Below are 23894 nucleotides of genomic sequence, written 5' to 3'. Positions count from 1 at the left end.
AAAACCAGCCGCACGGGGACGGCTGGCATCTGGCGGCTGGAAGCTGGCCGCTTACCTGATATACAGGTACGTTTCCTGCACGTCGCGCTCGGCGGGCGCGTAGGGCGACAGGTACGTGGTGGTCGCGTTGTTCCAGCGGCCCTGGTCGTAGACCCCGCTGAACACCAGGTTGGAGGTGGGCTGCACGCGGGTGAAGATGGCGCGGACCCGCTGAATGCCGCGCGGCGGGGCCACGTTGTAGGTCACGCCGTCCTGCGGCCGGGGAAAGGCGCTGGTTCCGGCGGGCACGTAGGCGTTCTGGACCAGCGTGCTGACGTAGCCGTTGGGCTGAAGCGCGACCAGCGTGACGTACCCGGCCGTCCGGGTGGTCACGAAAAAGCGCACCGGCTCCCCGACGAAGTAGCTCGCGCCCTCTCCCCGGTCGGGGCGGAGGCCCGCGATCAGGTTGCTGCTGCTTCCCGCCAGCCCCAGGTTCGAGTGGACAGAGACGGTACAGGCACTCAGCCCGAGGGCGAGCGCGCCGAACAGAAGAGCAGAACGCATACGCGCAGCATAGTCACCTTACCTGACGGGCATCTGAGGAAAGGGGCAATGGGCGCGGCCTCTTCTCCGGCCCCCGGAAGGCCGCGCACGGAAGGTCATGCAGCGCAGGATGTGGCGGGCCGCACCCGGCGTAGCATGGAGCATGTCGCGCCCGCCCCGTCTGTCCGCCGTGCTGACGGCGTTCCTGCTCCTGCTGCTGCCCGCCTCCGCAGGGGCAGCGCCGGGGACGGCGACCCCGGTGTCAGGTGCCTCCATCGCCGCGCCGCGTGAGGAGGCCAGCATCCCGGGCACCCCCACCGGAACGCTCCCCACCACCTACACCACCAACCGCTTCTTCGAGGACCTGAAGGCGGGGGCGGTGGACCACGTCAGGCTGGATGGGGCGGGCAACGCCACCGTCTATCTGCTCGACAGTCCGAACCGGCCGCAGGCAGTGGTGGTCCCACCCGACGCCGCGACCCTGGCCCGGCTGCGCGAGGCGGGAGTGCCCTTCCGCGTCCAGGCAGCCACCTCGCCCTTCGGCTGGGTGGGCCAGGTATTGCCGCTGGTGGTCACGGCCCTGATTCTGCTGGTGCTGTGGCGCACGCTGCGCGGGGCCTCGGGCGGCGGGGCCGCGAGCAGTTTCGGGAAGTCGAAGGCGGCGGTCATCAGCGAGGGGCAGGTGAAGCTGACCTTCCAGGACGTTGCCGGCTGCGACGAGGCCAAGCAGGATTTGCAGGAAGTCGTGGACTTCCTGCGCCACCCCGAGCGTTACCACCAGCTCGGTGCCCGCATCCCCCACGGTGTCCTCCTGGTCGGCCCCCCCGGCTCCGGCAAGACCCTGCTCGCCAAGGCGGTCGCGGGCGAGGCCCGCGTCCCCTACTTCTCCATCTCCGGCTCCGACTTCGTCGAGATGTTCGTCGGCGTCGGGGCCGCCCGCGTCCGCGACCTCTTCGAGCAGGCGCGCAAAAGCGCGCCCTGCATCGTCTTCATCGACGAAATCGACGCCGTCGGCCGCAAACGCGGCGTCAACCTCCAGGGCGGCAACGACGAACGCGAACAGACCCTCAACCAGCTCCTCGTCGAAATGGACGGCTTCTCCAGCGGCCAGGAGGTCATCATCCTCGCCGCCACCAACCGCCCCGACGTGCTGGACGCCGCGTTGCTGCGTCCGGGACGCTTCGACCGCCAGGTGGTGGTGGACGCCCCCGACGTGCGGGGGCGTGAGATGATTCTGCGCATCCACGCCCGCAAGAAGCCCCTGGACCCCTCGGTGGACCTGGGCATCATCGCCAGAAGGACCGCGGGAATGGTGGGGGCGGACCTGGAGAACCTGCTGAACGAGGCGGCGCTGGGGGCGGCGCGGGCGGGCCGGTCCAGAATCGTGATGCGGGATGTGGAGGAGGCGCGCGACCGGGTCTTGATGGGACCGGAGCGCCGCTCGCTGGTGGTGCGGGAAGCGGACCGCAAGGTGACGGCTTACCACGAGGTCGGTCATGCCCTCGCCGCTCAACTTCTGCCCCATGCCCACCGCGTCGCCAAGTTGACGGTCGTGCCGCGCGGTCGGGCGGCCGGGTTCATGATGCCGGACGCCGACGATCGCCTGCATGTCACGCGCCCGGCGCTGGAGGACATGATCGCCGTGGCGCTCGCGGGCCGCGCCGCCGAGGAGGTCGTGTACGGCGAGGTCACAACCGGGGCGCAGAACGACTTCCAGCAGGCGACGGGACTGGCCCGCCGCATGGTGACGGAATGGGGCATGTCGAGCCGCATCGGTAAGGTCGCGCTCGCCACCGACGAGGGGAACTTCCTGGGCGGCGGGCCGCAGCCCCTTCCCATGAGCGAGGCCACCGCCTACGCCGTGGACGAGGAGGTCCGCGCCCTGATCGACGCCGCCTATGACCGGGCGCTGTCACTGGTCCGCGAACATCTGGCGCAGGTCCACGAGGTGGTGCGCGTCCTGATGCGCCGCGAGACGCTCAGCGGCGAGGAGTTCTCGGTCTTGCTCGCCGGGGGAACGCTGGAGGAGGAACCCGCCCTGGGCCGCCCGGCGGTGCCTCCCCTGCCCGCCTGACGAGGCCGCTATACCTCCTCTTCCTCGGGGTCGCGGGTGAGGGTCGGGGCCATGGGCGGGTGGGTCCGGTCCTGCGTGTCCCGTGGGTCGCGGCTGCCGGCCCCGTCGCGGGTGAGCCTCACCTCGATGGGCGCGCCGCCCAGGGTGATCGTGCGCTGCGGGAAAGGAATCTCGATGCCCGCCTGATCCATCGCAATCTTGATGCGGCGGTTGAACTCGCGCCCGATGGCGTACTGGCTCTTGGGCTGCACCTTGAACAGCGCGCGCAGGGTCACGCCGTCCGGGGCGAGCTGGGTGACGCCCTGCATCTCGGGCCGGTCGAGGAAGAAGCCCTGCCATTCGGGGTCGGCGTAGATCTCGTTGCTGACCGCCTCCAGCACGCGCAGGGCGTCGTTGATGTTGGCGGCATAGGTCACGTCCACGGTGGCGACCACGCGCGACCAGTCCTTGCTGCTCACGCTGACCGTCTGAATCTGCCCGTTGGGGATGATGTGGACGGTGCCGTCGAGCGCGCGCAGGGCCGTCACGCGCAGGTTCAGGCGCTCCACATTGCCGCTGAGCTGCCCGGTGTTGACCGTGATCACGTCCCCGACGCCGTACTGGTCTTCAAGCAGGATGAAGAAGCCGGTGAACACGTCCTTGATCAGGCTCTGCGCCCCGAAGCCCACCGCCAGGCCCAGCACCGACACGCCCGCCAGCAGGCTGGTCGCGTTCACGCCGAGCGCCTGGAGGCCCGCGATCAGGCCGATAATCACCACGATCACCTTCAACGTGCTCTCGACCACGCCCTTGAGCGTCTGCACGCGCACGGTGCGGCGGTTGAACTCCTCCTCGGCCACGATGCGCGCGCTGAAGCTGCCGATCAGGTTCCAGGCGATCAGCGCCAGCGCCAGGATCACCAGCACCTGCCCCGCGCTGTTGCGAAAGCCGTTCTCGATGTCCTGCCCCAGGTCGAACAGCACGGGGACGCTGGGCAGATAGGCGATATGGGTCGCCACGGCCAGCCACGACACTGCCACGACCCCCAGCCACAGCCACTTCAGGCCGGTCAGCAGGGGGCCGCGCACATGCCGCTCCAGCACCCGCAGCAATGTCCGCCCGAAGCGGTACAGCGCGTAGGCCACCAGCAGCGTCAGGGCCAGGCCCAGCCAGACCTGGGGCTTTTGCAGTTGAAACAGCAGTTCGTCCAGCATTTCCCCAGCCTCTCATGAGGCCATGAGGAACAACTCCGCCAAAGCAGATGCCCCACCACAACCAGGTGGGGGCACAGGGAAAGGGAATGGCCCGGTCAGCCGTTCTGGGGAACCAGGGCCGCCTCCAGCCGCTCGAGCAGGTTGGCCTGGTGGGCACGGGAAGCCCGCAGCAGGGCGTTCTTGACTGCGCGGGCGTCGGCGCTGCCGTGCCCGATAAAGGCCAGGCCGCGCACGCCCAGCAGGATGCTCGCGCCGTAGGTGCTGGGGTCCATCCGCTCGGCCAGGCCCCGCAGTGCGCCGCGCACCAGCAGGCCGCCCACTTTCGTCCTGAGGCTGCCGCCCAGCGCGTCGCGCACCCAGCCGAACAGCACCTTGGCCTCGCCCTCGGCGAGTTTCAGGACCACGTTGCCGGTAAAGCCGTCGGTCACGACAATGTCGGTGGTCCCCTGGAAGATGTCGCGGCCTTCCACGTTGCCGTGAAAGCGGATGCCGTGGCCGTCCAGCTCACGCAGCAGGGCGTGCGCCTCCAGCACGAGCTGGTTGCCCTTGTGCTCCTCCTCGCCGATGGAGAGCAGGCCGACCGTGGGGTCCGCCATCTCCTCCACCACCCGCAGGTAGACGGTCGCCAGCCGCGCCCACTGCGCGAGGTACTGCGGTTTCACGTCGGCGTTGGCCCCCACGTCGAGCAGGGTCACGAAGCCCTTCTTGCTGGGCAGGTGCGTCAGGATAGCGGGCCGGTCCACACCCCGGACGCGGCCCAGGGTCAGCAGCGCCGAGGCCATCGTCGCGCCGCTGTGGCCCATGCTGACGGCGGCGGCGGCCTGGCCTTCCTTGACCAGCCGGGTGCAGACGTTGATGCTGGCCCCGGTGCGGCTGCGCACGTCGCTGGCGTGCTCGTCCATGCCGATCACGTCGGGCGCGTCCACCACCGTGAGGGGCAGGCTGGCGCTCCCGGCGTGCCGGCCCAGTTCGGCGTGCAGCTTCACGCGCGGTCCCACCAGCACAACCGGGACCCCGGTGCGGGCGGCCTGCACCGCGCCCTCGACGTTGGGGGCCAGGCCGTGATCCCCCCCGGCGGCGTCGAGCGCGATGGGCAGCCCCGGATTCACCGCCGGCGTCTCAGCGCTCATCGGCTTCCGTGAGGGGCGCGGTCACGTAGAAGGGGCGGCTGTCCGCGCCGCGCTGCTCGCTGGGCAGGCGGTAGCCGGGGCGCTCGACCTGCTCGCGGATGCTGCCCAGGTCCACGTACTCGTCGGCGGCGTTGCGCAGCTCATAGCTGGTCATTTCCGGGATGCTCGCCACCACCACGCGCTTGCCACGGGCGCGCAGCACCTCCACCGGCCTCTCGAAGTCGCCGTCGCCGGTGAGCAGAATGGCCGTGTCGAAGCGCCCCTCGGTGGTCAGCAGGTCGGTCACGATCTCGATGTCCAGGCTGGCCCGGCGGTGCGTGTCGCCATGTTCGTCGGTGCTCTCGCGCAGCGGGCGGGTGCGGACGGTGTAGCCCATGTAGGTCAGCGCGTCGATGAAGCGTTTCTGCTTGTCATCCACCTGGGGCGGCACCGCCGTGTAGTAGAAGGCGTTGTGCAGCGTGCCGTAGCTTCCGAAGTGCTCCAGGATCTTGCGGTGGTCGAAGTTCCAGCCCAACCGCTTGGCCGCGGCGTACACGTTGGCCCCGTCAATAAAGAGTGCGATACGTTCTGTCATGGGTCCCAGCCTTTCATTCGTGCCCGGTGCGGGTGGCGCGGGAAGCCCACCTGCACCCCACAGGATACCCAAGGTCCGCGGGCCGCCTCAATCGGCCGCCCCACTTACACCGTGCCGCCGCCGTGCAGCCGGGGCCGCAGCGCCGGGTCGTGCAGGGCGGCCCACACGTCGGCGCGCAGGCGGGCGAGGTCCACGCCCCCGTACTGCGCGGGCAGGCGGTCCAGGTAAGCGGCGGCCTTGTGGTAGTTGCGGTGCGTGAGGCTGCCGTGGTGCCAGCGCTTGTGCAGGGCGGCGGCCAGCAGAATCAGTGCCTGAATAAACACCCGCTCCTCGCCGGTCACGCGGCTCCAGGGCAACTCCCACGCCTCGTGCGCCTCCCACCACTCGCCCGCTGCGAACAGGGCCGCCCCCGCCCGCAGGTCCTCCCGCAACTCTTCCGGCATGGCCGCAGCGTAGCGCGGCGGTGGGATGAACGGCGCGTTAGCCCGCGTCCATCTGCCGCATATCCGCGCCCGCCCGCGGGAGGTAAACTCCGGATATGAAACCTGTGGAACTGACCGACAGCAACTTCCAGGCCGAGACGGGCCAGGGACTGACACTGGTGGACTTCTGGGCACCCTGGTGCGGTCCCTGCCGCATCATCGCGCCCGTGATCGAGGAACTCGCCAGCCAGTACGAGGGCCGCGTGAAGGTCGGCAAGCTCAACGTGGACGACAACCCCGGCGTGTCCGGCCAGTACCGCGTGATGAGCATCCCCACCTTGATCCTCTTTAAGGACGGCCAGCCGGTCGAGGGCATGGTCGGCGCGCAGCCCAAGCGGGCCTTCGAGACGCTGCTCGACAAGTACGCCACCTCTGCCGCCACCCACTGAACCCCGGCAGGCAGCAGGGCCGCACCCGTCGTGGATGCGGCCCTGTTGCTTGCCCGGCTGCCTGCTTCAGAGACGGGTGATTTCCGGCGGTGTCCAGGCGTGCAGCGCCTCCGAGAGCAGGACCTCGCCCTCCGGCCACTCGCCGTGACCGCTGGCGACGTTGATGTGCCCCGCCTCCCCCGCCGTGACGAACTCGGCTCCCCAGGCGTCCGCGAAGGCCTGTGCCCGCTCGAACGTCGCAAAAGGGTCGTTCTCGCTGGCGACCACCAGCGCGGGAAAGGGCAGCGGCTCCAGCGGCGTGGGGGCCATCCCCCGCACCCCCGGATACTGGGCATATGTGGTGGTCATGTCCGCATCGGTCGGGCCGACCAGCAGTGCGCCCTTCACCCGCGCGTGGCCGCCGGACAGCCGCGCCCAGTGGACAATGTTCAGCACCCCGCAGGAATGCCCGACTAGAATCAGGTCGCCGGACGTCGCCTCGACCACCTCCTGAAGCCGTGCGCTCCAGGCCTGCGGCGTGGGACGTTCCGGGTCATCCTGCCGCACGCGCGCCGCGCCGAACTTCCGCTCCCAGAGGGACTGCCAGTGGTCCGGGCCACTGTCGCCCAGGCCGGGCACGATCACGAGGGTGGGGGTCATGGGGTTCAGGATAAACCACTCCGCCACCTGGCAGATTCACCGTCCAGACCCACGCCCCACAATCAGGACGATGCGAAATGCCGAATTCAACGACCCCCGGCTGATCCAGGTCTATGACGCCCAGTGCCGCTGGTCCAGCGACGACGACCTCTTCCTCGCCCTGGCAAACGAGATGCCGGGGAGTCGCGTCCTCGACCTTGGGTGTGGGACCGGCCGCCTGACCCTCGCTCTGGCTGACGCGGGCCATACGGTGCTGGGGATTGACCCCGCCAGGGCGTCGCTTGAGGCGGCCCGGCTCAAACCGGGGGCCGAACGAGTCACGTGGATGGAGGGCACAGCCGCCGATGCACCCGTTCAAGCCTTCGACCTCGCCCTGATGACCAGCCATGTCGCGCAGTTCATCACGGGCGACGAGGAATGGCAGGGGACGCTGGCCGAGCTGAACCGCGCGCTGGTGCCCGGAGGCCGCCTCATCTTCGAGTCGCGCGACCCCGCCGCCCGCGCCTGGGAAAGCTGGGCGGCGGACCCCAGCGCGGACCGTTACCGCCTGCCGGACGGGTCAAGCGTGGAAGTCTGGACCGAGGTGACAGAGGTCCTGGCAGGCGAGCCGTCCGGACCTCTCGTCACCTTCGTGCATCACTACAGCTTCTCAGCCTCCCCGGAGGAACGGCTTTCACGCTCGACGCTGCGCTTCCGGACCGAGGAGACGCTCCGTTCGTCGCTGGGCCGGGCCGGGTTCGAGGTCGAACACCTTTTCGGCGGCTGGCACCGTGAGCCGGTGGGCCAGGGCGACGGCGAGTTCATCGTGGTGGCGCGGGCCAGTGGGCGGGGCCGAACAGAAAAACCCCGCCGAAGCGGGGCGTGGGGCTGAAGTCTATGTTCATTCCCACTTCAGGTGAGTCGTAGACGAACCCGAGCGGAGCGAGAAGAAGAAAATACCAGCTTGCGGCGATGAAAGAACATCCGGTGTTTGGTCCGGATGTTCTGGAATCAGAGCAAGTTGGTATCAGACCAGTTCGATCAGGGCCATCGTGACGCCGTCGCCGCGGCGGGTGCCCACGCGCAGGATGCGGGTGTAGCCGCCAGGACGCTCGGCGTAGCGGGGGGCCACCTCGTCCATCACCTTGCGCACCACGTCATTGTCGTGGATGTCGCGGGCAACGAGGCGGCGGGCGTGCAGATCGCCGCCCTTGGCGGTGGTGATCAGCTTCTCGACGTAGGGGCGCAGCTCCTTGGCCTTCGTGAGGGTCGTCTGGATGCGGCCCTCGCGCAGCAGGGCGGTCGCCTGGGCACGGGCCAGGGCGACGCGGGCGCTGCTGTTGCGGTTGAGCTTGCGACCGGCTTTACCGTGACGCATGGAAGTCTCCTTGGGAAGTCAGGGGCGGGCAGATGGACCCGCGCCCCGGAATTAGTCTCTGAGGGCCAGGCCGAACTGGGCGAGCTGCTGCTTGATCTCGTCCAGGCTGCGCTCACCGATGCCGGGCACCTTTTTCAGGTCGCGGTCGGACAGGGCGCACAGGGCGTCCACACTGTCGATGCCTTCCTCCTTGAGGGAGTGCAGCACGCGGGTGGTCAGGCCCAGGCCCTCCAGCGTCACGCGGGGCGTGTCGTGGTCGGCGGGGTACGGCTGGGGGTTGATGCTGAGTTCCGGCTGGCGGGGCAGGTCGTAGCCGCTGGTGACCGGCACGGCAGCGGGCGTGTAGACCGGCTGCACCTCGGGCACGGCGGCCGCGGGCAGCGTCTCCACGTTGCCGAACACCGTCAGCTCGTCACGCAGAATCTCGACGGCCTTGTCCAACGTGTCCTGCGGGCCGACGCTGCCGTCGGTCCAGACACGCAGAATCAGGCGGTCCAGGTCGGTCTGCTGGCCCACGCGGGTGTTTTCCACGTGGTAGGCGACGCGGCGCACCGGCGAAAAGACAGCGTCCACCGGGATGGAGTTGATCCGGTCCTTGGTGGCGTGCTTGTCGGCGGGAACGTAGCCCTCGCCCTCCTCGACGCGCACCTCCATCACCAGCTTGCCGTCCTCGGCCAGGGTGGCGATGGTCAGGTCAGGGTTGACGATCTCGGCGTCACTGGGCACCTCAAAGGCGCTGGCCTTGACCACGCCCTCGCCCTGCGCGCGCAGGGTCAGGGTCTTGGGGCCGGGCGCGTGGAACTTCACGACGAGTTCCTTGAGATTCAGGATCAGCCGGATGACGTCTTCCTTGACGCCGGGGATGGTGGAAAACTCGTGCAGGACATCTTCGATGTACACGCTCGTCACGGCGGTGCCGGGGATCGAGGACATCAGGATGCGCCGGATGGGATTCCCGATGGTGACGCCGTAGCCGCGCGTAAGCGGTTCGAGCACGAACTCGCCGTAATCTCCGTTGACGCGGGCTTTGAGTTGAGGGCGCTTTTGATCCACTGGGGCCTCCGTATTAGCGCGAGTAATACTCGATGATGAAGTTCTCGTTGATAGGCAGGGCGAGGTCCTCGCGCGCGGGCAGGCGCACGAAGGTGCCGCTGAAAGTATCGGGGTTCAGTTCGATCCAGGGGCTGGTGCGGCGGCGCTTTTGCGCCTCCATGTTCTCCTGGATAAAGCCCATCGAGCGGCTCTTGTCGCTGACGCTGATCTCGTCGCCGATCTTGACGCGGTAGCTGGCGATGTCGACCTTCTTGCCGTTGACCAGCACGTGGCCGTGACCGACGAACTGCCGGGCCTGGCGGCGGGTGCTGGCAAAGCCCATGCGGAACACGACGTTGTCCAGGCGGCGCTCCAGCAGTTGCAGGAACACCGTGCCGGTCACGCCGGGCACGTTCGCGGCTTCCTCGAAGAGGTTGCGGAACTGCTTCTCGTTCATGCCGTACAGGCGGGCGAGCTTCTGCTTTTCACGCAGACGCACGCTGTAGTCGCTGGGACGGCCCCGACCCCGGCGCTGGCCGTGCTGGCCGGGCGCGTAGGGGCGGCGGTCGAGGTACTTCTGGACTTTCTCGGTCTCCGCGAGGTTGATGCCCTCGCGGCGGCTGAGCTTGGTGATGGAACCACGGAAACGACCCATGTACTTCTCCTCTGTGCTGCGGCTCAGGCTGAACCTGGCCGGGTCATGCGGCCCTCTGGTGCCCGCCTCCTCGCCGGTGGTGACGGCTCAGACGGAAGCGGGGCAGGTGGGCGCGCGCGGTGCCCTAGTGAACCAACACTTAGGCGCGGAACTTCTTCTTGGGGCGGCAGCCGTTGTGGGGCACGGGGCTGTCGTCCATGATGGACTTCACTTCGATGCCGGAGGCCTGAATCGCGCGGATTGCCTGCTCGCGGCCCGAGCCCGTGCCGCGCACAATCACGTCCACGATGTTCATGCCGAAGGTCTGCTGGGCCTTTTTCACCGCGTCGGCGGCGGCGAGCTGGGCCGCGTAGGGCGTGCCCTTCTTGCTGCCCTTGTAGCCGATGGTGCCGCCGCTCGACCAGGCGACGGAGTTGCCGTCGAGGTCAGTGATGGTCACGATGGTGTTGTTGTAGCTCGCGTGCACATACGCGCGGCCCGCGCTGATGTTGCGGCGGGCGCGGCGCGGCGTCTTGCCTTTGGTGGGTTTCGCCATGGCTTACTTCCTCGTCGCTTTCTTCTTGCCAGCGACGGTCTTGCGCGGCCCCTTGCGGGTGCGGGCATTCGTCTTGGTGCGCTGGCCGCGCACGGGCAGGCCGCGGCGGTGACGCAGGCCCCGGTACGCGCCGATGTCCATCAGACGCTTGATGTTCTGGCCCACCTCGCTGCGCAGGTCGCCCTCGACCTTGTAGGTCTTCTCGATGGCGTCACGCAGGGTGGACTGTTCGGCCTCGCTGAGGTTCTTCACGCGGGTATCGGGGTTCACGCCCGTCTGCGCGAGGACTTCCTTGGAGCGGGTCAGGCCGATCCCGTAGATGTAGGTCAGGGCGATCTCGACGCGCTTCTCGCGCGGAAGGTCAACACCGGCAATACGCGCCATGCTTAGCCCTGCCTCTGCTTGTGCTTGACGTTGGTGCAGATGACCAGCACGCGCCCGTGGCGGCGGATCACCTTGCAGTTGTCGCACATTCTCTTGACACTGCTGCGAACTTTCATGCTTCCTCCTCGCGCCGCCCCACGTCATGGCCCACCCTGCTCCTAGGCCGTGACCACGCGCCCGGCAGCGCTCGACCCCCCTGTCCCGCCTGCTGGCTGTCGCGGGGAATCTGTTGGGTACCTGTGCCCGGACGTTACTTGCGGTAGACGATGCGCCCGCGCGACGTGTCGTACGGGCTGATCTCCAGAACCACGCGGTCCCCCGGCAGAATCCGGATGTAGTGAATCCGCATCTTGCCGCTGATGTACGCCAGAATGTCGTGCCCGGTGTCCAGCTTCACCCGGAACGTGGTGTTGGGCAGCGCCTCTTCGACCACGCCCTCGGCCCGCACGGTATCGGACTCTTCCTTCTTACGCTTCTCCCGCTGTTCCGGCATCTTTCGTCTCGCCACGCAACCTCCAGGCCTGATACAAGCCAAAGGAAAAGTTAGCATGAAGCGGGAGCGGGAAGCAAGGGGAGGTTATCAGCTCAGCCCAGGGGTGGGGTACATGTTGCCGCTCCGGCGGCCGCGTGTGTCAGAGGTTCAGACGGCGGAAGGCCTCAGACCTCTCACCCAGCGCCAGGGAAAAGGCCAGACGAAAGCCCAGCCGCTTCTGCGTTTCGCTCAGGAAACTGCGCGGTGGACGCGCTGCATCCTGAATCAGGGGTGGCTTGAGGGCGGCTATACAGGTCAGAATGCACTCCTGCACGGCAAACTCAGCGGGCAAGGCCAGCGTGATTTGCCAGCCCGGCCAAAGCGGCTGCATGATGTCGACAAAGACGCCCCACATGTCGGGATAGTTCACGAACTCAGTGAACATGCAGCCGAGAACATCAGGCAGAAGCGGCGGGGACGCGGGGAGCCACTGCCAGAAGCCCAGAATCAGCTCTCGCCGGTCGAGGTTCGCCAGCAGCGCCGCTTCTGTGAAGATCTCGTCCCAGAGGTCAGGTCCAGGCTGGGGCCGCAGCTCTTGCCGCCTGAGCCAGCCCACCACGTGCGCCTCACCGTGGGCGACGAGGCCGGGGAGGTCCAGGGTAAACCCCTGGTTCTTGGTGCTGCCTCCCAACACCTGACCCTGTTCGACGAGCAGAAAGTTGCCGCGGTGCCCCACGCTTTCCTCCCCTTCAAAGGCCGGGGGCGTGGAGAAGCCGAACCTCTCCACGCCCCCTGGCCGTGCCCCTTCTCGCTCAGCGCATGGTCTGCATGATGCGGTCATAGACCTCGTCCATGCTGCCCACACCGTCCACGTGCCGCAGGTGGCTGCGCGCCCCGTAGTAGTCGATCAGGGGCTGGGTCTGCTCGCGGTAGACCTGCTGGCGCTTGCGGGCGACCTCCTCGGTGTCGTCGCTGCGGACCGGTTCGCCGCGTGCGGCCGCCTGGCGTCCCCGGTCCACGATGCGCTCGATCAGCACCTCGTCGGGAACCTCCAGCAGCGGCACCGCGCTCACGGGTGCCCCCAGCTCCTCCAGCAGCATGTCGAGGGCCTGGGCCTGCGCGCAGGTGCGGGGAAAGCCGTCAAAGATCACGCGCACCGGCTCCATCCCGGCCAAGCGGTCGCGGATCAGGGCGATCAGGATGTCGTCCGGGACCAGTTGCCCGGCATCCAGAAGCGGTTTGACCCGCTGCCCGAGTTCGGTTCCGCGCGCCACATGGTCGCGCAGAATATCGCCGGTGCTGATCTTGGTCAGATGCTGCTCGCGGGCGAGGCGTTCGGCCTGGGTGCCCTTGCCCGCGCCGGGCGGGCCGAGGAAAATCACGACCTTGTTTCTGGGTTGAGTCATCGTTCCTCCTTCAGTCTCTACAGCATAGGGCCGGCGCGTGAAAAGCGGCACGTTCCTGCTCAGCTCTGTCCCCGCCCAGGTGACGCGGATGACGGGCCATACGGCAAAACCGCCCACCACACGGGTGAGCGGCTCTGCGAGGGGCACGAACGGGAACTTCAGTTGGGCAGGCGACCGCGAATGCGGCCCTTGCTGATGAAGCCGTCGTAGCGGCGAACCGTCAGTTGCGCCTCAAGCTGCTTCAGGGTTTCGAGGGCCACACCCACGATGATCAGCAGGCCGGTGCCGCTGAACTGGAAGGTGGTGATGCCGGTGAGCCGCTGCACGACCTGGGGCACCACGGTCAGCACCACCAGGAAGATCGCGCCCCACAGGCTCAGGCGGCCGCTGATGCTGCCCAGGAACTCGGCGGTCGGCGTGCCGGGCCGCACACCGGGAATGAAGCCGCCCGACTCACGGAGCTGCTCGCTGATGCGCCGGGGATCGAACTGCACGCTGTTGTACAGGTACGTGAACCCGAAGATCAGCAGGGCCTCCAGCACGATGTACCAGGGGCTGCCCGCCGTCAGGTACGTCTGGATAAAGGCATTGACCTCCGGCGCGCGGGTCGCCGTGGCGCTGGCGATCAAGTTGGGAATGATCAGCATGGCGCTGGCGAAAATCACCGGGATCACGCCCGCCTGGTTCACCTTGATCGGCAGCCAGGTGGCCTGCCCGCCCAGGTTGCGGGCCGCGCCGCCGGGGGCACCGCCACGCGCACGGGCATAGGTGACCGGCACGCGGCGCTCGCCCTGGTACACGTACACGATCCCGGCGATGGTCGCCAGAATCACGGCGATAAAGGCCACGATCTGGAGCAGCGACACCTGGTCGGTCCGGAAGAGCTGGCCGGTGGCGGCAATCTCCTGCGGGTACCGGGCGATGATGCCCGCCGTGATGATCAGGCTGATGCCGTTGCCCACGCCCACCTCGGTGATGCGCTCCCCGATCCACATGGTCAGGGCAATGCCCGCCACCTGCGTCAGCACCATCACCACCACGGTAAAGGGGCCGGGGTCCCAGCCCACTGCGATGAACTGCGGGTTGCTGGTGATGTACAGCGAGAAGAACAGCGCCTGCGCCGCACCCAGAGCGATGGCGGCGTAGCGGGTGTACTGGTTGATCTTCTTGCGCCCCTCCTCCCCTTCCTTGCTGAGCTTTTCCAGCGCGGGAACGGTGGTGGTCAGGAGCTGAATGACGATGCTGGCCGTGATGTACGGCAGCACCCCCAGCGCGAAGATCGAGAACTGCGAAAGATTGCCGCCCGAGATCAGGCTGATCAACCCAAAGAGGCCACCCGAGGTGGCCTGTTGGAGGGCTGCCGTGTTCACGCCGGGCGTCGGGATGGCGCTTCCGAGGCGGAATACGGCGAGGAGCAGCAGGGTGAAGACAATCTTCCGCCGGAGGTCCGGAATCCGGAACGCGTCGCGGAAGGCGCGCAGCATGTTAGCCCGCCTGCTCGGTCTGTTCGCTGGCGGCCTGGGCGATCACCACGCGGCCACCTGCCGCTTCCACGGCACGGACGGCGGCCTCGCTGGCCGCGTCCACGTGGACCGTCACGGCGCGCGACACTTCGCCGCGCCCGAGCAGCTTCACGGGACGGTTCTTGCGGCGCACCAGCCCGGCGAGTTCCAGCGCCGCGCGATCAAAGGTATCCCCCTCCAGATTCGCGAGCTGGTTCAGGTTGATGACCTCGTAGGTCGTGCCGACGTTGTTGAACCCGCGCTTGGGCAGACGGCTGATCAGCGTGCTGCGGCCACCTTCGAAGAAGGAACCCTTGCCCGCACCGCTGCGCGACTTCTGGCCCTTGTGGCCGCGTCCGGCGGTCTTGTCAGTGCCGCCGGGGCCACGGCCGACGCGCTTGCGGTTCTTGCGGCTACCGGGCGCGGGGGTCAAATCGTGGAGCTTCACGCTTCCACCTCCACCAGATGTTCGACGGTCTTGATCATCCCGCGGATCGCGGGGGTGTCCGTCAGTTCACGGCTGTCGCCGATCTTCTTCAGGCCGAGCGCCTTGACGGTCTCCACCTGGTTCTTGGGGCGACCGATCACGCTGCGCTTGAGGGTGACCTTGACGGTCGTGCCCGTGGTCTGGGTGTCCGTGGTCTGGGCGGTCACTGGGCACCTCCCACCGGGACCGGGGCCGCGGCCTGGACCGGCTCGCCACGCATGGCCCGCACCTGCTTGGCCGTGCGGAGGTTCTTGAGGCCGTCGAACACGGCGTAGGCCACGTTGACCTTGTTGCGGCTGCCGAGTTCCTTGCTGAGCAGGTTGGTGATGCCCGCCAGTTCCGCGATGCTGCGGGGCACGGTGCCCGCGATCACGCCGGTACCGGGACCGGCGGGCTTGAGCAGCACGCGGCTGGTGCTGTTCTCGCCGACGATGTCGTGGGGAATCGTGCCGTTCTCGACGGGCACGGTGATCATGTTCTTGCGCGCGATGGCCTTGGCCTTTTCAATCGCGACCGGCACTTCCTTGGCTTTGCCGATGCCCATCCCGACGCGACCGTTGCGGTCACCCAGGATCACCAGCGCGGCGAAGCGGAAGCGGCGACCACCCTGATAGGTCTTGGACGTGCGGTTGACGAACAGCATCTTCTCTTCGAATTCGCTGGTCTCGCGCTCGCGGTCATTCCGACGGTTAAAAGTCAAGGCCACCCTCCCGCGCCGCATCCGCGAGCGCTTTGACCCGGCCGTGGTACTTGTACTGGCCGCGGTCGAATACGACCTGCTTCACACCCTGGGCGGCGGCGGCTTCGGCGAGTGCCCGGCCAACCGCAGCGGCGGTGTCGGTCTTGGTGCCCGTCTTGACGGCGCTGCTGCTGGCAGCCACCAGGGTCGTGCCCGTGGTGTCGTCGATGATCTGGGCGTAGATGTGCTTGCTGGAGCGGAACACGCTGAGGCGGGGACGCTCCCCGGCCGCGACGCGCACCTTGCGGCGGGCGCGCAGCTTGCGCCGAACGGCAGTCTGGGTCGCCATTACTTCTTCCCTTTCCCGCCCGTGGCACCGGCCTTACCGGCCTTGAGGGCGATCTGTTCGCCGACGAAGCGCACACCCTTGCCGTGGTAGACGTCGGGCTTGCGGACCTTGCGGACATTCGCGGCCACCTGGCCGACGAGCTGCTTGTCGATGCCGCTCACGTCGATGCGGGTGGGTTCGGGCACCGTAAAGGTCACGCCCTGGGGCGGCTCGATCACGACCGGGTGGCTGTAGCCGATGGTCAGTTCGAGGTTCCTGCCCGCCAGGCGGGCGCGGTAACCCACGCCGCGCAGTTCGAGGTTGATGGTGTAGCCATCGCTGACGCCCTTGACGGCGTTGGCGACCAGGCTGCGGGTCAGGCCGTGCAGGGCGCGGTGCTCCTGACGGTCGCTGGGGCGCGTGACGAGCAGTTGCCCGTTTTCGTTCGTGATGTTCAGGGCCGGGTTGTAGGGAACCGTCAGTTCCCCCTTAGGCCCCTTGACCGTGAACACACCGTTGTCGGCGTTCACAGTCACGCCGCTGGGCACGGCGATGGGTTGTTTACCGATGCGGGACATGGATGTCCTCCTTGAAGGCCTTAAGTTCGTGAACCGCAGCTCCTGGCCGGGTTCCGAGGTCAGGGCGAGGGGGCTTGCGCCTTACGAGCTTTACCAGACGACGCAGACGACTTCGCCGCCGATGCCCTGCTTGCGGGCTTCACGGTCGGGAAGCAGGCCCTTGCTGGTCGAGACGACCGCGAGGCCCAGGCCGCGCTGGATGCGGGGCAGGTTCTCGGCACTCACGTAGGCGCGGCGGCCGGGACGGCTGATGCGCTCGATGTGCTTGATCACCTGTTCGCGCTTCTGACCGTACTTGAGGGTCAGGCGCAGCACGTCGAACTTCTGGCCTTCGGGGCGGGTGCGCTCGACCGAGGCGACGTAGCCTTCCTGCACCAGCAGGCGGGCAAGCTGCTCCTTGAACTTGGAGGCCGGGATGTCGACGCTCTCCTTGTGGGTGCGCGTCGCGTTGCGAATGCGCGTGAGCATGTCGGCGATGGGATCACTCAGCATGATGCCTCCGGGGGCCTGAAAGCCCCGGGCGGGGGGGAAGCTGCCCTTGAACAGCTTCCCGGGTCTTCCCAAAGAACGTGGTCCAGCCGCTTGGGCGGGCGCTTCTTCTGTTGGGTCCTTCTCCCGGTGCCGGACGATCACCACCCAAAGTGGGGTGGTTCGTATCCGGATGGGGTCTTACCAGCTTGCTTTCTTCACGCCGGGCAGTTCGCCCTTGTGTGCCAGCTCGCGGATGCAGATGCGGCACATGCCGAAGAAACGGTAGTAGCCACGGGCGCGGCCACAGCGGGAGCAGCGGTTGTAGTTCTGCACGGCAAACTTGTGGCCGCGCTCCGCCTTCACAACTTTAGAGGTATTCGCCATGAGGTCTGTCCTTACTTGCGGAACGGAAGACCCATCGCCTGGAGCAGCGCGCGGGCTTCCTCGTCGGTCTTCGCGGTGGTCACGATGGTGATGTCCATCCCGCGCACCTTGTCGACCATATCATAGGTGATCTCCGGGAAGATCAGTTGCTCCTTGATGCCGAGGTTGTAGTTGCCACGGCCGTCAAAGGCGTTGGGGTTGATCCCACGGAAATCGCGGATGCGGGGCAGGCCGATGTTGATCAGCTTTTCCAGGAACACATACATGCGCTCGCCGCGCAGCGTGACCTTGACGCCCACGGGCATGCCCTGGCGCAGCTTGAAGTTGCTGATGCTCTTCTTGGCCTTGGTGATGATGGGCTTCTGGAGGGTGATCAGGCCGAGTTCACGCGCGGCCTTGTCGATGGCCTTGCTGTCTTCCTTGCTGCTGCCGAGGCCCTCGTTGATCACGATCTTCTCGATGCGGGGCACGGCCATCACGCTGGAGTAGCCGAACTGCTGCATCAGCGCGGGCTTGACCTGCTCGTTGTACTTCGCTTTGAGCGTCTGCATGTTTGCCTCTCTTCGGGCGGACTTCGTCGCCCGGGTTCACGCCTGGGCGTGGCCCAAAGTCAGTCGATGACCTTGCCGCTCGCCACCGCGACGCGGACCTTCTTGCCGTCCACGATCTGCTTGCGGATGCGGGTGGCCTTGCCGGTCTCGGGGTCGACCAGCGCGACCTTGCTGGCGTGCAGGGCACCCTCGCGCTGCTCCATGCCGCCGCTGGGGTTGGTGGCACTGGGCTTGACGTGCTTGGTGACCATGTTCACGCCCTCGACGACCACCTTCGCGTCGCGGGGCAGCGCGAGCAGCACCTTGCCGGTCTGGCCCTTGTGCTTGCCGCGCAGCACGATGACGGTGTCACCCTTCTTGACGTGCAGCTTGTCGTTGTGGTGGCTTCCGGCGCTGGGACGGGGCATTACAGCACCTCCGGGGCCAGGGACACGATCTTCATGAAGCGGCGGTCGCGCAGCTCGCGGGCCACCGGCCCGAACACGCGCGTGCCGCGAGGCTCGCCCTGGTTGTTGATGATGACGGCGGCGTTCTTGTCGAAGCGGATGGTGCTGCCGTCCTGACGCTTGATGGCGTGGCTGGTGCGCACGACCACAGCCTTGACCACGTCACCGGCCTTCACTGCGCCGCGGGGGGCGGCATCCTTGACGCTGGCGACGATGATGTCGCCCACGTGGGCATAGCGCTTGTTGCCACCGCCACCCGTGGTGAGGCCCTTGCCGCCGATGCCGCTGTTCAGCACACGAATGCACATCAGCTCGCGCGCGCCGCTGTTGTCCGCCACGTCGAGGCGGGACTGGGGCATGATCATGCGTTACCGCCTTCCGTCTCGACCGCCGTCGTCTCGATGCCGCGGGGACGCTCGATCAGGCGCGTGACCTTCCAGGTCTTGGTCTTGCTGATCGGGCGCACCGCGATAATCTCGACGCGGTCACCGATCCGGTACTCGTTTTGCTCGTCGTGCGCGGCGTACTTGTGGCTGCGCGTGACGACCTTGCCGTACAGGGGGTGGGCAAAGCGGCGCTCGACCTTGACGCTGACGGTCTTGTCGGCCTTGTCGCTCACCACGACACCCGTGAAGGTCTTTTTCATTGCTGCTCTCCCGTGAGGGCGCTCACCCGCGCGGCGCGGTTCTGCTCGCTGCGGATCGTGTTGAGCTGGGCGACTTCGCGGCGGAGCTGCTGGACGCGGTGGGGCTGGGCCAGCTGGCCCAGCGCCGCCTGGAAACGCAGCTCCATCAGTTCCTTCTTGCGGGCGTCGATCTCGCGGTCGAAATCGGCGGCTCCCAGGTTACGCATGTCACTGGGCTTCATCGTAAACCTCGCGCTTGACCATCTTGGTCTGGATGGGCAGCTTGTGACCGGCCAGGCGGAAAGCTTCCTTGGCCTGCTCCTCGGTCACGCCGGACACCTCGAACATCACGCGGCCCGGCTTCACGACGCTGACCCAGTACTCCACGGCACCCTTACCTTTACCCATTCGGGTTTCGGCGGGCTTCTTGGTCACCGGCTTGTCGGGGAAGATGCGGATGTAGATCTTGCCGCCGCGGCGGAAGTGACGGCTCATTACGATGCGGCACGCCTCGATCTGGTTGCTGCGGATCCAGGCGGGTTCCAGCGCGATCAGGCCGTAGTCACCGAAGGCGACGTAGTCGCCACCCTTGGCGTCGCCGGTCATGCGGCCACGGAACTGCTTGCGGTACTTGGTGCGCTTCGGAAGAAGCATCACTCACCTCCGGGACGACGCCGCGCGCTGGGGCGGCGGCGGTTGGGACGGTCGCCACCCTCGGGGCGGCGGTCATCGCGGCGGGGCGGGCGGGCCAGTGTCTCGGTGCGGCCACCGATGACCTCACCGTTGAACACCAGCACCTTGATGCCCAGGATGCCGTAGGTCGTGCGGGCCAGCGCGGTGCCGTAGTCGATGTCGGCGCGCAGCGTGTGCAGCGGCACGCGACCTTCGAGCACCTTTTCCGTGCGGGCCTGCTCGGCCCCGCCCAGGCGGCCCGACAGGATGATCTTGACGCCGCGGGCACCCGACTCCATCACGCGCTGCGCGGCCTGCTTCATCGCGCGGCGGAAGGCGAAGCGGCGCTCGATCTGCTCGGCGATTCGCAGGGCCACCAGGGGCGCGCTGATGTTGGGGTTGGGAATCTCGGCGACGTTCACGGCCACCGTGCCCGCGCTGACGAGGCGCTCGATGTCACCGCGCAGCTGCTTGATGCTCTCGCCGCCCTTGCCGATCACGATGCCGGGCTTGGCCGCGCTGATGATCACGTTGACCTGCTGGCCCGCGCGCTCGATCTCGATGCGGGCGATGCCGGCGGCAGCGAGCTTCTTGCCGACCAGACGGCGGATCTTCTCGTCTTCCTTGAGAAGCTGGCTGTACTGCTTCTTGCCGGCGTACCAGCGGCTGTTCCAGCCCTTGGTGATGCCCAGGCGGAAGCCGTTGGGGTTGATCTTGTTGCCCATAGCTTAGCTGCCCTTCCTGTTGAGGCTCTCGCGTTCGCCCACGATGATCGTGATGTGGCTGGTGCGCTTCTTGATGATGTTGGCACTGCCGCGCGCGCGGGGAATCAGGCGCTTGAGGGTCGGGCCGGCGTCCACGTAGGCCGCCGTGATGACCAGGCGGTCTTCGAGCATCTCATCGTTGTTGATCGCGTTGCTCTTGGCGCTCTTGAGCACCTTGGCGACGGGTTCAGACGCGCTCTTGGGGATGAAGCGCAGCAGGTCCTCGGCCTCCGCGACGCTCTTGCCGCGGATCACGTCCACGACCAGGCGCACCTTGCGGGGCGACATACGCACGTACTTGGCGACGGCGTAGCCGGGGCGGCGCAGCTTCTGCTGCTGCTTGCGCTGCTTCTTGTTACGGTAGGTCTGTTCCAGGGCGACAGCGTTGGAGGTGGGGGCGGTCATTTCTTCTTGCTCCCCTTGGCGTTCTTGTCCGCGCCGTGCCCGCGGTAGGCGCGGGTGGGCGAGAACTCGCCGAGCTTGTGGCCGATCATCTGCTCGTTCACGAAGACCGGCACATGCTGCTTGCCGTTGTGGACCGCGATGGTGTGGCCGATCATCTCGGGCACGATGGTCGAGCGTCTCGACCAGGTCTTGATGACACGCTTGTCCTTGCGCTCGTTCTGGGCGTCCACCTTCTTCAGGAGGTGGTCATCCACGAACGGGCCTTTCTTCAGGCTACGGGGCATGCTCTCCCCTCCTTACTTCCCGCCGCGGCGGGTGATGATGAAGCGGTCGCTGATCTTGCGCTTCTTGCGGGTCTTGAGGCCCTTGGCGGGCTGACCCCAGGGGGACACGGGCACGCGGCCCGCGCCGGTGCGGCCTTCACCACCGCCGTGCGGGTGGTCGACCGGGTTCATGGCGCTGCCGCGCTGGTGCGGCTTCTGGCCCAGCCAGCGGCTGCGGCCGGCCTTACCCAGCACGATGTTCTTGTGCTCGGCGTTGCCCACGGTGCCGATGGTGGCGTAGCACTCGCTGTGCACGCGACGCAGTTCGCCGCTGGGCAGACGCAGGATCACGTAGACGCTTTCCTTGCCCTGCACCTGGATGCTGGTCCCGGCGCTGCGGGCAATCTGCGCGCCCTTGCCGGGCACGAGTTCCACGGCGTGGACGACCGCACCGACCGGCACGAAGCGCAGGGGCAGCGCGTTGCCGAGCTTGGGTTCGGCCTCGGGGCCGGCGTTGACGGTCTGGCCGACCGTCAGGCCCTCGGGGGCCAGGATGTAGCGCTTCTCGCCGTCCACATAGTGCAGCAGGGCGATGCGGGCGCTGCGGTTGGGGTCGTACTCGATCGCGGCGACCTTGGCCGGCACGTTGGCCTTGTCACGGCGCTTGAAGTCGATGATGCGGTACAGGCGCTTGTGACCGCCGCCGATAAAGCGGCTGGTGATGCGGCCGTGGTTGTTGCGGCCACCCGTCTTGGGGAGCGCCTCGGTCAGGGCCTTCTCGGGGCGCTTCTTGGTCAGGCCCGAGAAGTCAGCGGTCGTCATCTGACGACGGCTGGGGGTGTACGGACGGTACTTCTTGACAGCCATGGTTCAGTGTCTCCTTAGGCCAGGGCCTCGAGGGCCTGAATGGTCTGGCCGTCCGCGAGGCGCACGATGGCCTTTTTGCGGTCTGCCCGGTGCCCGATGAAGCGGCCCACGCGCTTGCGCTTGCCCGCCACGTTCATGGTGCTGATGCCCACGACGGTCACGCCGAAGGCCTGCTGCACGGCCGCCTTGATCTCGGTCTTGGTGGCCTTGGGGTCCACCCAGAACGAGTACACGCCGCGCTCCATGCCCGCGTAGGCCTTCTCGCTGATCACGGGCTGCTTGATGATGTCGTAGTGGCTCACAGCGAGGCCCCTTCCTGCCCGTTGCCTTCAGACCCCTCGAAGGGAACGATTTCCAGTTCCTGGGCAGGCTCCAGCGCGACCGCGTCGATCACCAGGCGCTCATGGCGCAGGATGTCGTAGGCGTTGAGGCCCGCGACCGGCAGCACGGTGACCCAGGCAACGTTGCGCGCCGCACGGCGGGTCAGCTCGTCGTCGGTGACGACCAGCACGCGCTCGCTGCCGTCCAGCCCGTTCTGGGCAGCCCAGTTGATAAAGCTCTTGGTCTTGCCGTCAAGGTCAAAGCCGTCCACGGCCAGCAGCTTGCCCATGTTCTGGCGGTCGGCCAGGGCCATCGCCAGGCCGAGCTGACGCACCTTGCGGGGCAGGGTGTAGCTGTAGCTGCGGGGCTTGGGGCCGAACGCGACGCCACCGCCCACGAAGGTGGGGACGCTGCGGTCGCCGTGGCGGGCGTTGCCGGTGCCCTTCTGGCTGTACATCTTCTTGCCGCTCTTGCTCACCTGGGCGCGGGTCTTGGTGCTGGCGGTGCCGCGGCGGCGGCCCGCGAGCTGCCAGGTCACGACCTCATGCAGCACGTGAGGATTCACTTCCGGCAGGTCGAGGTCAATGCTGCGACCGCCGTTCTTGCCGATGACGTTGATCTGCGTCATGTCTTACCTGCCTCCCTTGACGGCCTGGCGCAGCATCACGAGACCACCGTTCGCGCCGGGGATGGCCCCCTTCACGAGGATGATGTTCTCATCGGCGCGCACCTCGACCACTTCAAGGTTCTGCACGGTCACGCGGTCCATGCCCATGTGACCGGCCATACGCTTGCCCTTGTACACGCGGCCGGGCGTCTTGCGCTGACCGATGGAGCCGGGGCGGCGGTGCCACTTCTTGGAGCCGTGGCTCGCGGGACCACCGGCGAAGTTCCAGCGCTTCATGACGCCCTGGAAGCCCTTGCCCTTGCTGGTGCCGGTCGCGTCGATCTTCTCGCCCTCGGCGAAAATGTCCACGTTCACGGTGTCGCCCTCGGGGGAAAAGCCGCGGAACTCGCGCAGGAAGCGCACGGGGGCGACGCCAGCCTTGCGGAAGTGGCCCATCGCGGGGCGGGTCACGCGCTTCTCGCTCTTGGGCGCGAAGCCGATCTGCACGGCCTCGTAGCCGTCGGTCAGCGTGGTCTTGCGCTGCACGACCGGGCAGGGGCCAGCCAGCACGACCGTCACGGGAATGGCGCGGTCGCCCTTCCAGATCTGGGTCATGCCGATCTTGGTGCCGAGGATGCCCTTGGTCATGCGCGGCCCCCGACGGTCTTGATCTCGATGTCCACACCGGTGGGCAGGTCGAGGGTCATCAGCGAATCAATCGTCTTCTTGGTGGGATTCATGATGTCCACCAGACGGTTGTGGGTGCGAATCTCGAAGTGCTCGCGGCTGTCCTTGTACTTGAAGGGCGAGCGCAGCACGGTGAAGCGGCGGATGCGGGTGGGGAGCGGCACGGGACCGCTCACGTCCGCCCCGGTGCGCCGGACCGTGTCCACGATCTTGCTCGCGGACTGGTCCAGCGCCTTGTGGTCAAAGCCACGCAGTTTGATACGGATCTTCGGGGCAACCATTGTGCTTACTCCAGGACCTTGGTAACGACGCCGGCGCCGACGGTGCGGCCACCTTCGCGGATGGCGAAGCGCAGGCCTTCTTCCATGGCGATGGGCTTAATCAGTTCGACCGTGAACGTCACGTTGTCCCCA

Annotated in this window: 41 protein-coding genes; 3 read left to right on the top strand and 38 right to left on the bottom strand. The window is 67.3% G+C overall.

Annotated features, from left to right (window positions below; translation table 11 throughout):
- Nucleotides 1-51 precede the first annotated feature (51 nt).
- Nucleotides 52-543 (bottom strand): DUF4384 domain-containing protein, encoded by a 492-nt coding sequence (locus ABEA67_RS00205; protein ID WP_345459084.1) that lies wholly within the window; start codon nucleotides 541-543, stop codon nucleotides 52-54.
- Between the two features lie 142 nt (nucleotides 544-685).
- Between ABEA67_RS00205 and ftsH the strand changes: the two genes are divergently transcribed.
- Nucleotides 686-2596 (top strand): ATP-dependent zinc metalloprotease FtsH, encoded by a 1911-nt coding sequence (gene ftsH, locus ABEA67_RS00200; RefSeq protein WP_345459081.1) that lies wholly within the window; start codon nucleotides 686-688, stop codon nucleotides 2594-2596.
- Nucleotides 2597-2604: 8 nt separating this feature from the next.
- Here ftsH and ABEA67_RS00195 read toward each other — a convergent pair whose 3' ends face one another.
- The 4 genes from ABEA67_RS00195 to ABEA67_RS00180 all read right to left on the bottom strand — a co-directional run bounded on the left by ABEA67_RS00195 (nucleotide 2605) and on the right by ABEA67_RS00180 (nucleotide 5936).
- Nucleotides 2605-3789, bottom strand: a complete 1185-nt coding sequence (locus ABEA67_RS00195; RefSeq protein WP_345459077.1) for a mechanosensitive ion channel family protein — start codon at nucleotides 3787-3789, stop codon at nucleotides 2605-2607.
- Between the two features lie 95 nt (nucleotides 3790-3884).
- Nucleotides 3885-4919: a phosphate acyltransferase PlsX gene (gene plsX / locus ABEA67_RS00190; protein WP_345459074.1), complete on the bottom strand. Its 1035-nt coding sequence runs from the start codon at nucleotides 4917-4919 to the stop codon at nucleotides 3885-3887.
- On the bottom strand, nucleotides 4909-5493 hold the full coding sequence (locus ABEA67_RS00185; RefSeq protein WP_345459071.1) for a LabA-like NYN domain-containing protein: 585 nt from the start codon (nucleotides 5491-5493) through the stop codon (nucleotides 4909-4911). Before ABEA67_RS00185 ends, plsX begins: the two co-directional genes overlap by 11 nt.
- A gap of 104 nt (nucleotides 5494-5597) precedes the next feature.
- The gene (locus tag ABEA67_RS00180; RefSeq protein WP_345459068.1) at nucleotides 5598-5936 is read right to left on the bottom strand and encodes a DUF309 domain-containing protein; all 339 of its coding nucleotides are present in this window, start codon (nucleotides 5934-5936) and stop codon (nucleotides 5598-5600) included.
- A 95-nt stretch (nucleotides 5937-6031) separates the two neighbouring features.
- Between ABEA67_RS00180 and trxA the strand changes: the two genes are divergently transcribed.
- Nucleotides 6032-6364 carry a thioredoxin gene (gene trxA, locus ABEA67_RS00175; RefSeq protein WP_345459065.1) on the top strand — a complete coding sequence of 111 codons (333 nt, stop codon included), beginning with the start codon at nucleotides 6032-6034 and terminating at the stop codon, nucleotides 6362-6364.
- A gap of 66 nt (nucleotides 6365-6430) precedes the next feature.
- On the opposite strand, the gene ABEA67_RS00170 is transcribed toward trxA, so the two are convergent.
- The gene (locus ABEA67_RS00170; protein ID WP_345459062.1) at nucleotides 6431-7003 is read right to left on the bottom strand and encodes an RBBP9/YdeN family alpha/beta hydrolase; all 573 of its coding nucleotides are present in this window, start codon (nucleotides 7001-7003) and stop codon (nucleotides 6431-6433) included.
- A 70-nt stretch (nucleotides 7004-7073) separates the two neighbouring features.
- Here ABEA67_RS00170 and ABEA67_RS00165 point away from each other — a divergent pair, with 70 nt between their 5' ends.
- On the top strand, nucleotides 7074-7874 hold the full coding sequence (locus ABEA67_RS00165) for a class I SAM-dependent methyltransferase (protein ID WP_345459059.1): 801 nt from the start codon (nucleotides 7074-7076) through the stop codon (nucleotides 7872-7874).
- 135 nt (nucleotides 7875-8009) lie between these two features.
- Here ABEA67_RS00165 and rplQ read toward each other — a convergent pair whose 3' ends face one another.
- The 32 genes from rplQ to ABEA67_RS00005 form a co-directional block, all read right to left on the bottom strand.
- Entirely contained in the window at nucleotides 8010-8360 is a 351-nt protein-coding gene (rplQ, locus tag ABEA67_RS00160) for a 50S ribosomal protein L17 (RefSeq protein ID WP_345459056.1), read from the bottom strand.
- 51 nt (nucleotides 8361-8411) lie between these two features.
- A complete protein-coding gene (locus ABEA67_RS00155) occupies nucleotides 8412-9413 on the bottom strand; it encodes a DNA-directed RNA polymerase subunit alpha (RefSeq protein ID WP_345459053.1) in 1002 nt (333 codons plus the stop codon).
- A gap of 13 nt (nucleotides 9414-9426) precedes the next feature.
- Nucleotides 9427-10047: a 30S ribosomal protein S4 gene (gene rpsD, locus ABEA67_RS00150; RefSeq protein ID WP_345459050.1), complete on the bottom strand. Its 621-nt coding sequence runs from the start codon at nucleotides 10045-10047 to the stop codon at nucleotides 9427-9429.
- A gap of 139 nt (nucleotides 10048-10186) precedes the next feature.
- Nucleotides 10187-10582, bottom strand: a complete 396-nt coding sequence (rpsK, locus tag ABEA67_RS00145) for a 30S ribosomal protein S11 (protein ID WP_345459048.1) — start codon at nucleotides 10580-10582, stop codon at nucleotides 10187-10189.
- A 3-nt stretch (nucleotides 10583-10585) separates the two neighbouring features.
- Nucleotides 10586-10966: a 30S ribosomal protein S13 gene (rpsM, locus tag ABEA67_RS00140; protein ID WP_345459045.1), complete on the bottom strand. Its 381-nt coding sequence runs from the start codon at nucleotides 10964-10966 to the stop codon at nucleotides 10586-10588.
- A 2-nt stretch (nucleotides 10967-10968) separates the two neighbouring features.
- Entirely contained in the window at nucleotides 10969-11082 is a 114-nt protein-coding gene (gene rpmJ, locus ABEA67_RS00135) for a 50S ribosomal protein L36 (protein WP_011530969.1), read from the bottom strand.
- Nucleotides 11083-11216: 134 nt separating this feature from the next.
- A complete protein-coding gene (gene infA, locus ABEA67_RS00130) occupies nucleotides 11217-11459 on the bottom strand; it encodes a translation initiation factor IF-1 (protein ID WP_019588656.1) in 243 nt (80 codons plus the stop codon).
- 139 nt (nucleotides 11460-11598) lie between these two features.
- Complete coding sequence (locus tag ABEA67_RS00125) at nucleotides 11599-12225, bottom strand: hypothetical protein (RefSeq protein WP_345459039.1); 627 nt, start codon at nucleotides 12223-12225, stop codon at nucleotides 11599-11601.
- A 25-nt stretch (nucleotides 12226-12250) separates the two neighbouring features.
- Nucleotides 12251-12844, bottom strand: a complete 594-nt coding sequence (locus ABEA67_RS00120; RefSeq protein WP_345459036.1) for an adenylate kinase — start codon at nucleotides 12842-12844, stop codon at nucleotides 12251-12253.
- 158 nt (nucleotides 12845-13002) lie between these two features.
- Nucleotides 13003-14328, bottom strand: coding sequence for a preprotein translocase subunit SecY (gene secY, locus ABEA67_RS00115; RefSeq protein ID WP_345459033.1), 1326 nt, complete (start codon nucleotides 14326-14328; stop codon nucleotides 13003-13005).
- A 1-nt stretch (nucleotide 14329) separates the two neighbouring features.
- Complete coding sequence (gene rplO / locus ABEA67_RS00110) at nucleotides 14330-14794, bottom strand: 50S ribosomal protein L15 (RefSeq protein WP_345459031.1); 465 nt, start codon at nucleotides 14792-14794, stop codon at nucleotides 14330-14332.
- Nucleotides 14791-15000 carry a 50S ribosomal protein L30 gene (gene rpmD / locus ABEA67_RS00105; protein WP_345459029.1) on the bottom strand — a complete coding sequence of 70 codons (210 nt, stop codon included), beginning with the start codon at nucleotides 14998-15000 and terminating at the stop codon, nucleotides 14791-14793. Before rpmD ends, rplO begins: the two co-directional genes overlap by 4 nt.
- Entirely contained in the window at nucleotides 14997-15533 is a 537-nt protein-coding gene (gene rpsE, locus ABEA67_RS00100) for a 30S ribosomal protein S5 (RefSeq protein WP_345459027.1), read from the bottom strand. The genes rpmD and rpsE overlap by 4 nt, the downstream gene beginning before the upstream one ends.
- Nucleotides 15523-15861 (bottom strand): 50S ribosomal protein L18, encoded by a 339-nt coding sequence (gene rplR, locus ABEA67_RS00095; RefSeq protein ID WP_345459025.1) that lies wholly within the window; start codon nucleotides 15859-15861, stop codon nucleotides 15523-15525. Before rplR ends, rpsE begins: the two co-directional genes overlap by 11 nt.
- Nucleotides 15861-16418 (bottom strand): 50S ribosomal protein L6, encoded by a 558-nt coding sequence (gene rplF, locus ABEA67_RS00090; RefSeq protein WP_345459023.1) that lies wholly within the window; start codon nucleotides 16416-16418, stop codon nucleotides 15861-15863. The genes rplR and rplF overlap by 1 nt, the downstream gene beginning before the upstream one ends.
- Nucleotides 16419-16508: 90 nt before the next feature.
- Nucleotides 16509-16910 (bottom strand): 30S ribosomal protein S8, encoded by a 402-nt coding sequence (gene rpsH / locus ABEA67_RS00085; protein WP_345459021.1) that lies wholly within the window; start codon nucleotides 16908-16910, stop codon nucleotides 16509-16511.
- 177 nt (nucleotides 16911-17087) lie between these two features.
- On the bottom strand, nucleotides 17088-17273 hold the full coding sequence (locus ABEA67_RS00080; protein ID WP_345459019.1) for a type Z 30S ribosomal protein S14: 186 nt from the start codon (nucleotides 17271-17273) through the stop codon (nucleotides 17088-17090).
- An 11-nt stretch (nucleotides 17274-17284) separates the two neighbouring features.
- The gene (gene rplE / locus ABEA67_RS00075) at nucleotides 17285-17824 is read right to left on the bottom strand and encodes a 50S ribosomal protein L5 (protein ID WP_345459017.1); all 540 of its coding nucleotides are present in this window, start codon (nucleotides 17822-17824) and stop codon (nucleotides 17285-17287) included.
- A gap of 59 nt (nucleotides 17825-17883) precedes the next feature.
- Nucleotides 17884-18231, bottom strand: coding sequence for a 50S ribosomal protein L24 (rplX, locus tag ABEA67_RS00070; protein WP_345459014.1), 348 nt, complete (start codon nucleotides 18229-18231; stop codon nucleotides 17884-17886).
- Nucleotides 18231-18635 carry a 50S ribosomal protein L14 gene (gene rplN / locus ABEA67_RS00065; RefSeq protein ID WP_345459011.1) on the bottom strand — a complete coding sequence of 135 codons (405 nt, stop codon included), beginning with the start codon at nucleotides 18633-18635 and terminating at the stop codon, nucleotides 18231-18233. The genes rplX and rplN overlap by 1 nt, the downstream gene beginning before the upstream one ends.
- Nucleotides 18632-18916, bottom strand: a complete 285-nt coding sequence (rpsQ, locus tag ABEA67_RS00060) for a 30S ribosomal protein S17 (protein ID WP_345459009.1) — start codon at nucleotides 18914-18916, stop codon at nucleotides 18632-18634. Before rpsQ ends, rplN begins: the two co-directional genes overlap by 4 nt.
- Entirely contained in the window at nucleotides 18913-19137 is a 225-nt protein-coding gene (gene rpmC / locus ABEA67_RS00055) for a 50S ribosomal protein L29 (protein ID WP_345459006.1), read from the bottom strand. Before rpmC ends, rpsQ begins: the two co-directional genes overlap by 4 nt.
- Entirely contained in the window at nucleotides 19124-19549 is a 426-nt protein-coding gene (gene rplP, locus ABEA67_RS00050; RefSeq protein WP_034356060.1) for a 50S ribosomal protein L16, read from the bottom strand. Before rplP ends, rpmC begins: the two co-directional genes overlap by 14 nt.
- A complete protein-coding gene (gene rpsC, locus ABEA67_RS00045; RefSeq protein WP_345459000.1) occupies nucleotides 19549-20292 on the bottom strand; it encodes a 30S ribosomal protein S3 in 744 nt (247 codons plus the stop codon). Before rpsC ends, rplP begins: the two co-directional genes overlap by 1 nt.
- 3 nt (nucleotides 20293-20295) lie before the next feature.
- Complete coding sequence (rplV, locus tag ABEA67_RS00040; protein WP_345458997.1) at nucleotides 20296-20736, bottom strand: 50S ribosomal protein L22; 441 nt, start codon at nucleotides 20734-20736, stop codon at nucleotides 20296-20298.
- Nucleotides 20733-21020 carry a 30S ribosomal protein S19 gene (gene rpsS, locus ABEA67_RS00035; protein ID WP_034356066.1) on the bottom strand — a complete coding sequence of 96 codons (288 nt, stop codon included), beginning with the start codon at nucleotides 21018-21020 and terminating at the stop codon, nucleotides 20733-20735. Before rpsS ends, rplV begins: the two co-directional genes overlap by 4 nt.
- A 12-nt stretch (nucleotides 21021-21032) precedes the next feature.
- Nucleotides 21033-21866, bottom strand: a complete 834-nt coding sequence (rplB, locus tag ABEA67_RS00030) for a 50S ribosomal protein L2 (RefSeq protein WP_345458994.1) — start codon at nucleotides 21864-21866, stop codon at nucleotides 21033-21035.
- Nucleotides 21867-21880: 14 nt separating this feature from the next.
- Complete coding sequence (locus ABEA67_RS00025; protein WP_345458991.1) at nucleotides 21881-22168, bottom strand: 50S ribosomal protein L23; 288 nt, start codon at nucleotides 22166-22168, stop codon at nucleotides 21881-21883.
- The gene (rplD, locus tag ABEA67_RS00020; RefSeq protein ID WP_345458988.1) at nucleotides 22165-22815 is read right to left on the bottom strand and encodes a 50S ribosomal protein L4; all 651 of its coding nucleotides are present in this window, start codon (nucleotides 22813-22815) and stop codon (nucleotides 22165-22167) included. Before rplD ends, ABEA67_RS00025 begins: the two co-directional genes overlap by 4 nt.
- A 3-nt stretch (nucleotides 22816-22818) precedes the next feature.
- Entirely contained in the window at nucleotides 22819-23442 is a 624-nt protein-coding gene (gene rplC / locus ABEA67_RS00015; RefSeq protein WP_345458986.1) for a 50S ribosomal protein L3, read from the bottom strand.
- Nucleotides 23439-23762 carry a 30S ribosomal protein S10 gene (gene rpsJ, locus ABEA67_RS00010; protein ID WP_010886955.1) on the bottom strand — a complete coding sequence of 108 codons (324 nt, stop codon included), beginning with the start codon at nucleotides 23760-23762 and terminating at the stop codon, nucleotides 23439-23441. The genes rplC and rpsJ overlap by 4 nt, the downstream gene beginning before the upstream one ends.
- A 5-nt stretch (nucleotides 23763-23767) precedes the next feature.
- Nucleotides 23768-23894 (bottom strand): EF-Tu C-terminal domain-related protein (locus ABEA67_RS00005; protein ID WP_486303784.1); only part of this gene is annotated, 127 nt, incomplete at its 5' end.

The sequence above is a fragment of the Deinococcus carri genome (assembly GCF_039545055.1).
GTDB classification, from domain to species: Bacteria; Deinococcota; Deinococci; order Deinococcales; family Deinococcaceae; genus Deinococcus; species Deinococcus carri.
This window is presented reverse-complemented; position numbering and strand designations above follow the sequence as displayed.

Excerpts from the sequence above, each read along its gene's own strand:
- rplP (WP_034356060.1), bottom strand. The coding sequence starts at position 19,549 with ATGCTTCTTCCGAAGCGCACCAAGTACCGCAAGCAGTTCCGTGGCCGC.
- rplE (WP_345459017.1), bottom strand. The coding sequence starts at position 17,824 with ATGCAGACGCTCAAAGCGAAGTACAACGAGCAGGTCAAGCCCGCGCTG.
- ABEA67_RS00195 (WP_345459077.1), bottom strand. The coding sequence starts at position 3,789 with ATGCTGGACGAACTGCTGTTTCAACTGCAAAAGCCCCAGGTCTGGCTG.
- rplF (WP_345459023.1), bottom strand. The coding sequence starts at position 16,418 with ATGTCCCGCATCGGTAAACAACCCATCGCCGTGCCCAGCGGCGTGACT.
- rpsC (WP_345459000.1), bottom strand. The coding sequence starts at position 20,292 with ATGGGCAACAAGATCAACCCCAACGGCTTCCGCCTGGGCATCACCAAG.
- rpsH (WP_345459021.1), bottom strand. The coding sequence starts at position 16,910 with ATGCTGAGTGATCCCATCGCCGACATGCTCACGCGCATTCGCAACGCG.
- rplQ (WP_345459056.1), bottom strand. The coding sequence starts at position 8,360 with ATGCGTCACGGTAAAGCCGGTCGCAAGCTCAACCGCAACAGCAGCGCC.
- rpsS (WP_034356066.1), bottom strand. The coding sequence starts at position 21,020 with ATGCCCCGTAGCCTGAAGAAAGGCCCGTTCGTGGATGACCACCTCCTG.
- ftsH (WP_345459081.1), top strand. The coding sequence starts at position 686 with ATGTCGCGCCCGCCCCGTCTGTCCGCCGTGCTGACGGCGTTCCTGCTC.
- infA (WP_019588656.1), bottom strand. The coding sequence starts at position 11,459 with ATGCCGGAACAGCGGGAGAAGCGTAAGAAGGAAGAGTCCGATACCGTG.
- rpsK (WP_345459048.1), bottom strand. The coding sequence starts at position 10,582 with ATGGCGAAACCCACCAAAGGCAAGACGCCGCGCCGCGCCCGCCGCAAC.
- rpsQ (WP_345459009.1), bottom strand. The coding sequence starts at position 18,916 with ATGAAAAAGACCTTCACGGGTGTCGTGGTGAGCGACAAGGCCGACAAG.
- rplC (WP_345458986.1), bottom strand. The coding sequence starts at position 23,442 with ATGACCAAGGGCATCCTCGGCACCAAGATCGGCATGACCCAGATCTGG.
- ABEA67_RS00180 (WP_345459068.1), bottom strand. The coding sequence starts at position 5,936 with ATGCCGGAAGAGTTGCGGGAGGACCTGCGGGCGGGGGCGGCCCTGTTC.
- ABEA67_RS00080 (WP_345459019.1), bottom strand. The coding sequence starts at position 17,273 with ATGGCGAATACCTCTAAAGTTGTGAAGGCGGAGCGCGGCCACAAGTTT.
- ABEA67_RS00165 (WP_345459059.1), top strand. The coding sequence starts at position 7,074 with ATGCGAAATGCCGAATTCAACGACCCCCGGCTGATCCAGGTCTATGAC.
- rplV (WP_345458997.1), bottom strand. The coding sequence starts at position 20,736 with ATGACCGCCCCCACCTCCAACGCTGTCGCCCTGGAACAGACCTACCGT.
- rplN (WP_345459011.1), bottom strand. The coding sequence starts at position 18,635 with ATGATCATGCCCCAGTCCCGCCTCGACGTGGCGGACAACAGCGGCGCG.
- ABEA67_RS00205 (WP_345459084.1), bottom strand. The coding sequence starts at position 543 with ATGCGTTCTGCTCTTCTGTTCGGCGCGCTCGCCCTCGGGCTGAGTGCC.
- ABEA67_RS00120 (WP_345459036.1), bottom strand. The coding sequence starts at position 12,844 with ATGACTCAACCCAGAAACAAGGTCGTGATTTTCCTCGGCCCGCCCGGC.
- rplX (WP_345459014.1), bottom strand. The coding sequence starts at position 18,231 with ATGCCCCGTCCCAGCGCCGGAAGCCACCACAACGACAAGCTGCACGTC.
- plsX (WP_345459074.1), bottom strand. The coding sequence starts at position 4,919 with ATGAGCGCTGAGACGCCGGCGGTGAATCCGGGGCTGCCCATCGCGCTC.
- rpsM (WP_345459045.1), bottom strand. The coding sequence starts at position 10,966 with ATGGCGCGTATTGCCGGTGTTGACCTTCCGCGCGAGAAGCGCGTCGAG.
- rpsJ (WP_010886955.1), bottom strand. The coding sequence starts at position 23,762 with ATGGTTGCCCCGAAGATCCGTATCAAACTGCGTGGCTTTGACCACAAG.
- rplR (WP_345459025.1), bottom strand. The coding sequence starts at position 15,861 with ATGGCGACCCAGACTGCCGTTCGGCGCAAGCTGCGCGCCCGCCGCAAG.
- rplD (WP_345458988.1), bottom strand. The coding sequence starts at position 22,815 with ATGACGCAGATCAACGTCATCGGCAAGAACGGCGGTCGCAGCATTGAC.
- rpmC (WP_345459006.1), bottom strand. The coding sequence starts at position 19,137 with ATGAAGCCCAGTGACATGCGTAACCTGGGAGCCGCCGATTTCGACCGC.
- ABEA67_RS00170 (WP_345459062.1), bottom strand. The coding sequence starts at position 7,003 with ATGACCCCCACCCTCGTGATCGTGCCCGGCCTGGGCGACAGTGGCCCG.
- trxA (WP_345459065.1), top strand. The coding sequence starts at position 6,032 with ATGAAACCTGTGGAACTGACCGACAGCAACTTCCAGGCCGAGACGGGC.
- rpmJ (WP_011530969.1), bottom strand. The coding sequence starts at position 11,082 with ATGAAAGTTCGCAGCAGTGTCAAGAGAATGTGCGACAACTGCAAGGTG.
- rpsD (WP_345459050.1), bottom strand. The coding sequence starts at position 10,047 with ATGGGTCGTTTCCGTGGTTCCATCACCAAGCTCAGCCGCCGCGAGGGC.
- rplB (WP_345458994.1), bottom strand. The coding sequence starts at position 21,866 with ATGGCTGTCAAGAAGTACCGTCCGTACACCCCCAGCCGTCGTCAGATG.
- ABEA67_RS00185 (WP_345459071.1), bottom strand. The coding sequence starts at position 5,493 with ATGACAGAACGTATCGCACTCTTTATTGACGGGGCCAACGTGTACGCC.
- secY (WP_345459033.1), bottom strand. The coding sequence starts at position 14,328 with ATGCTGCGCGCCTTCCGCGACGCGTTCCGGATTCCGGACCTCCGGCGG.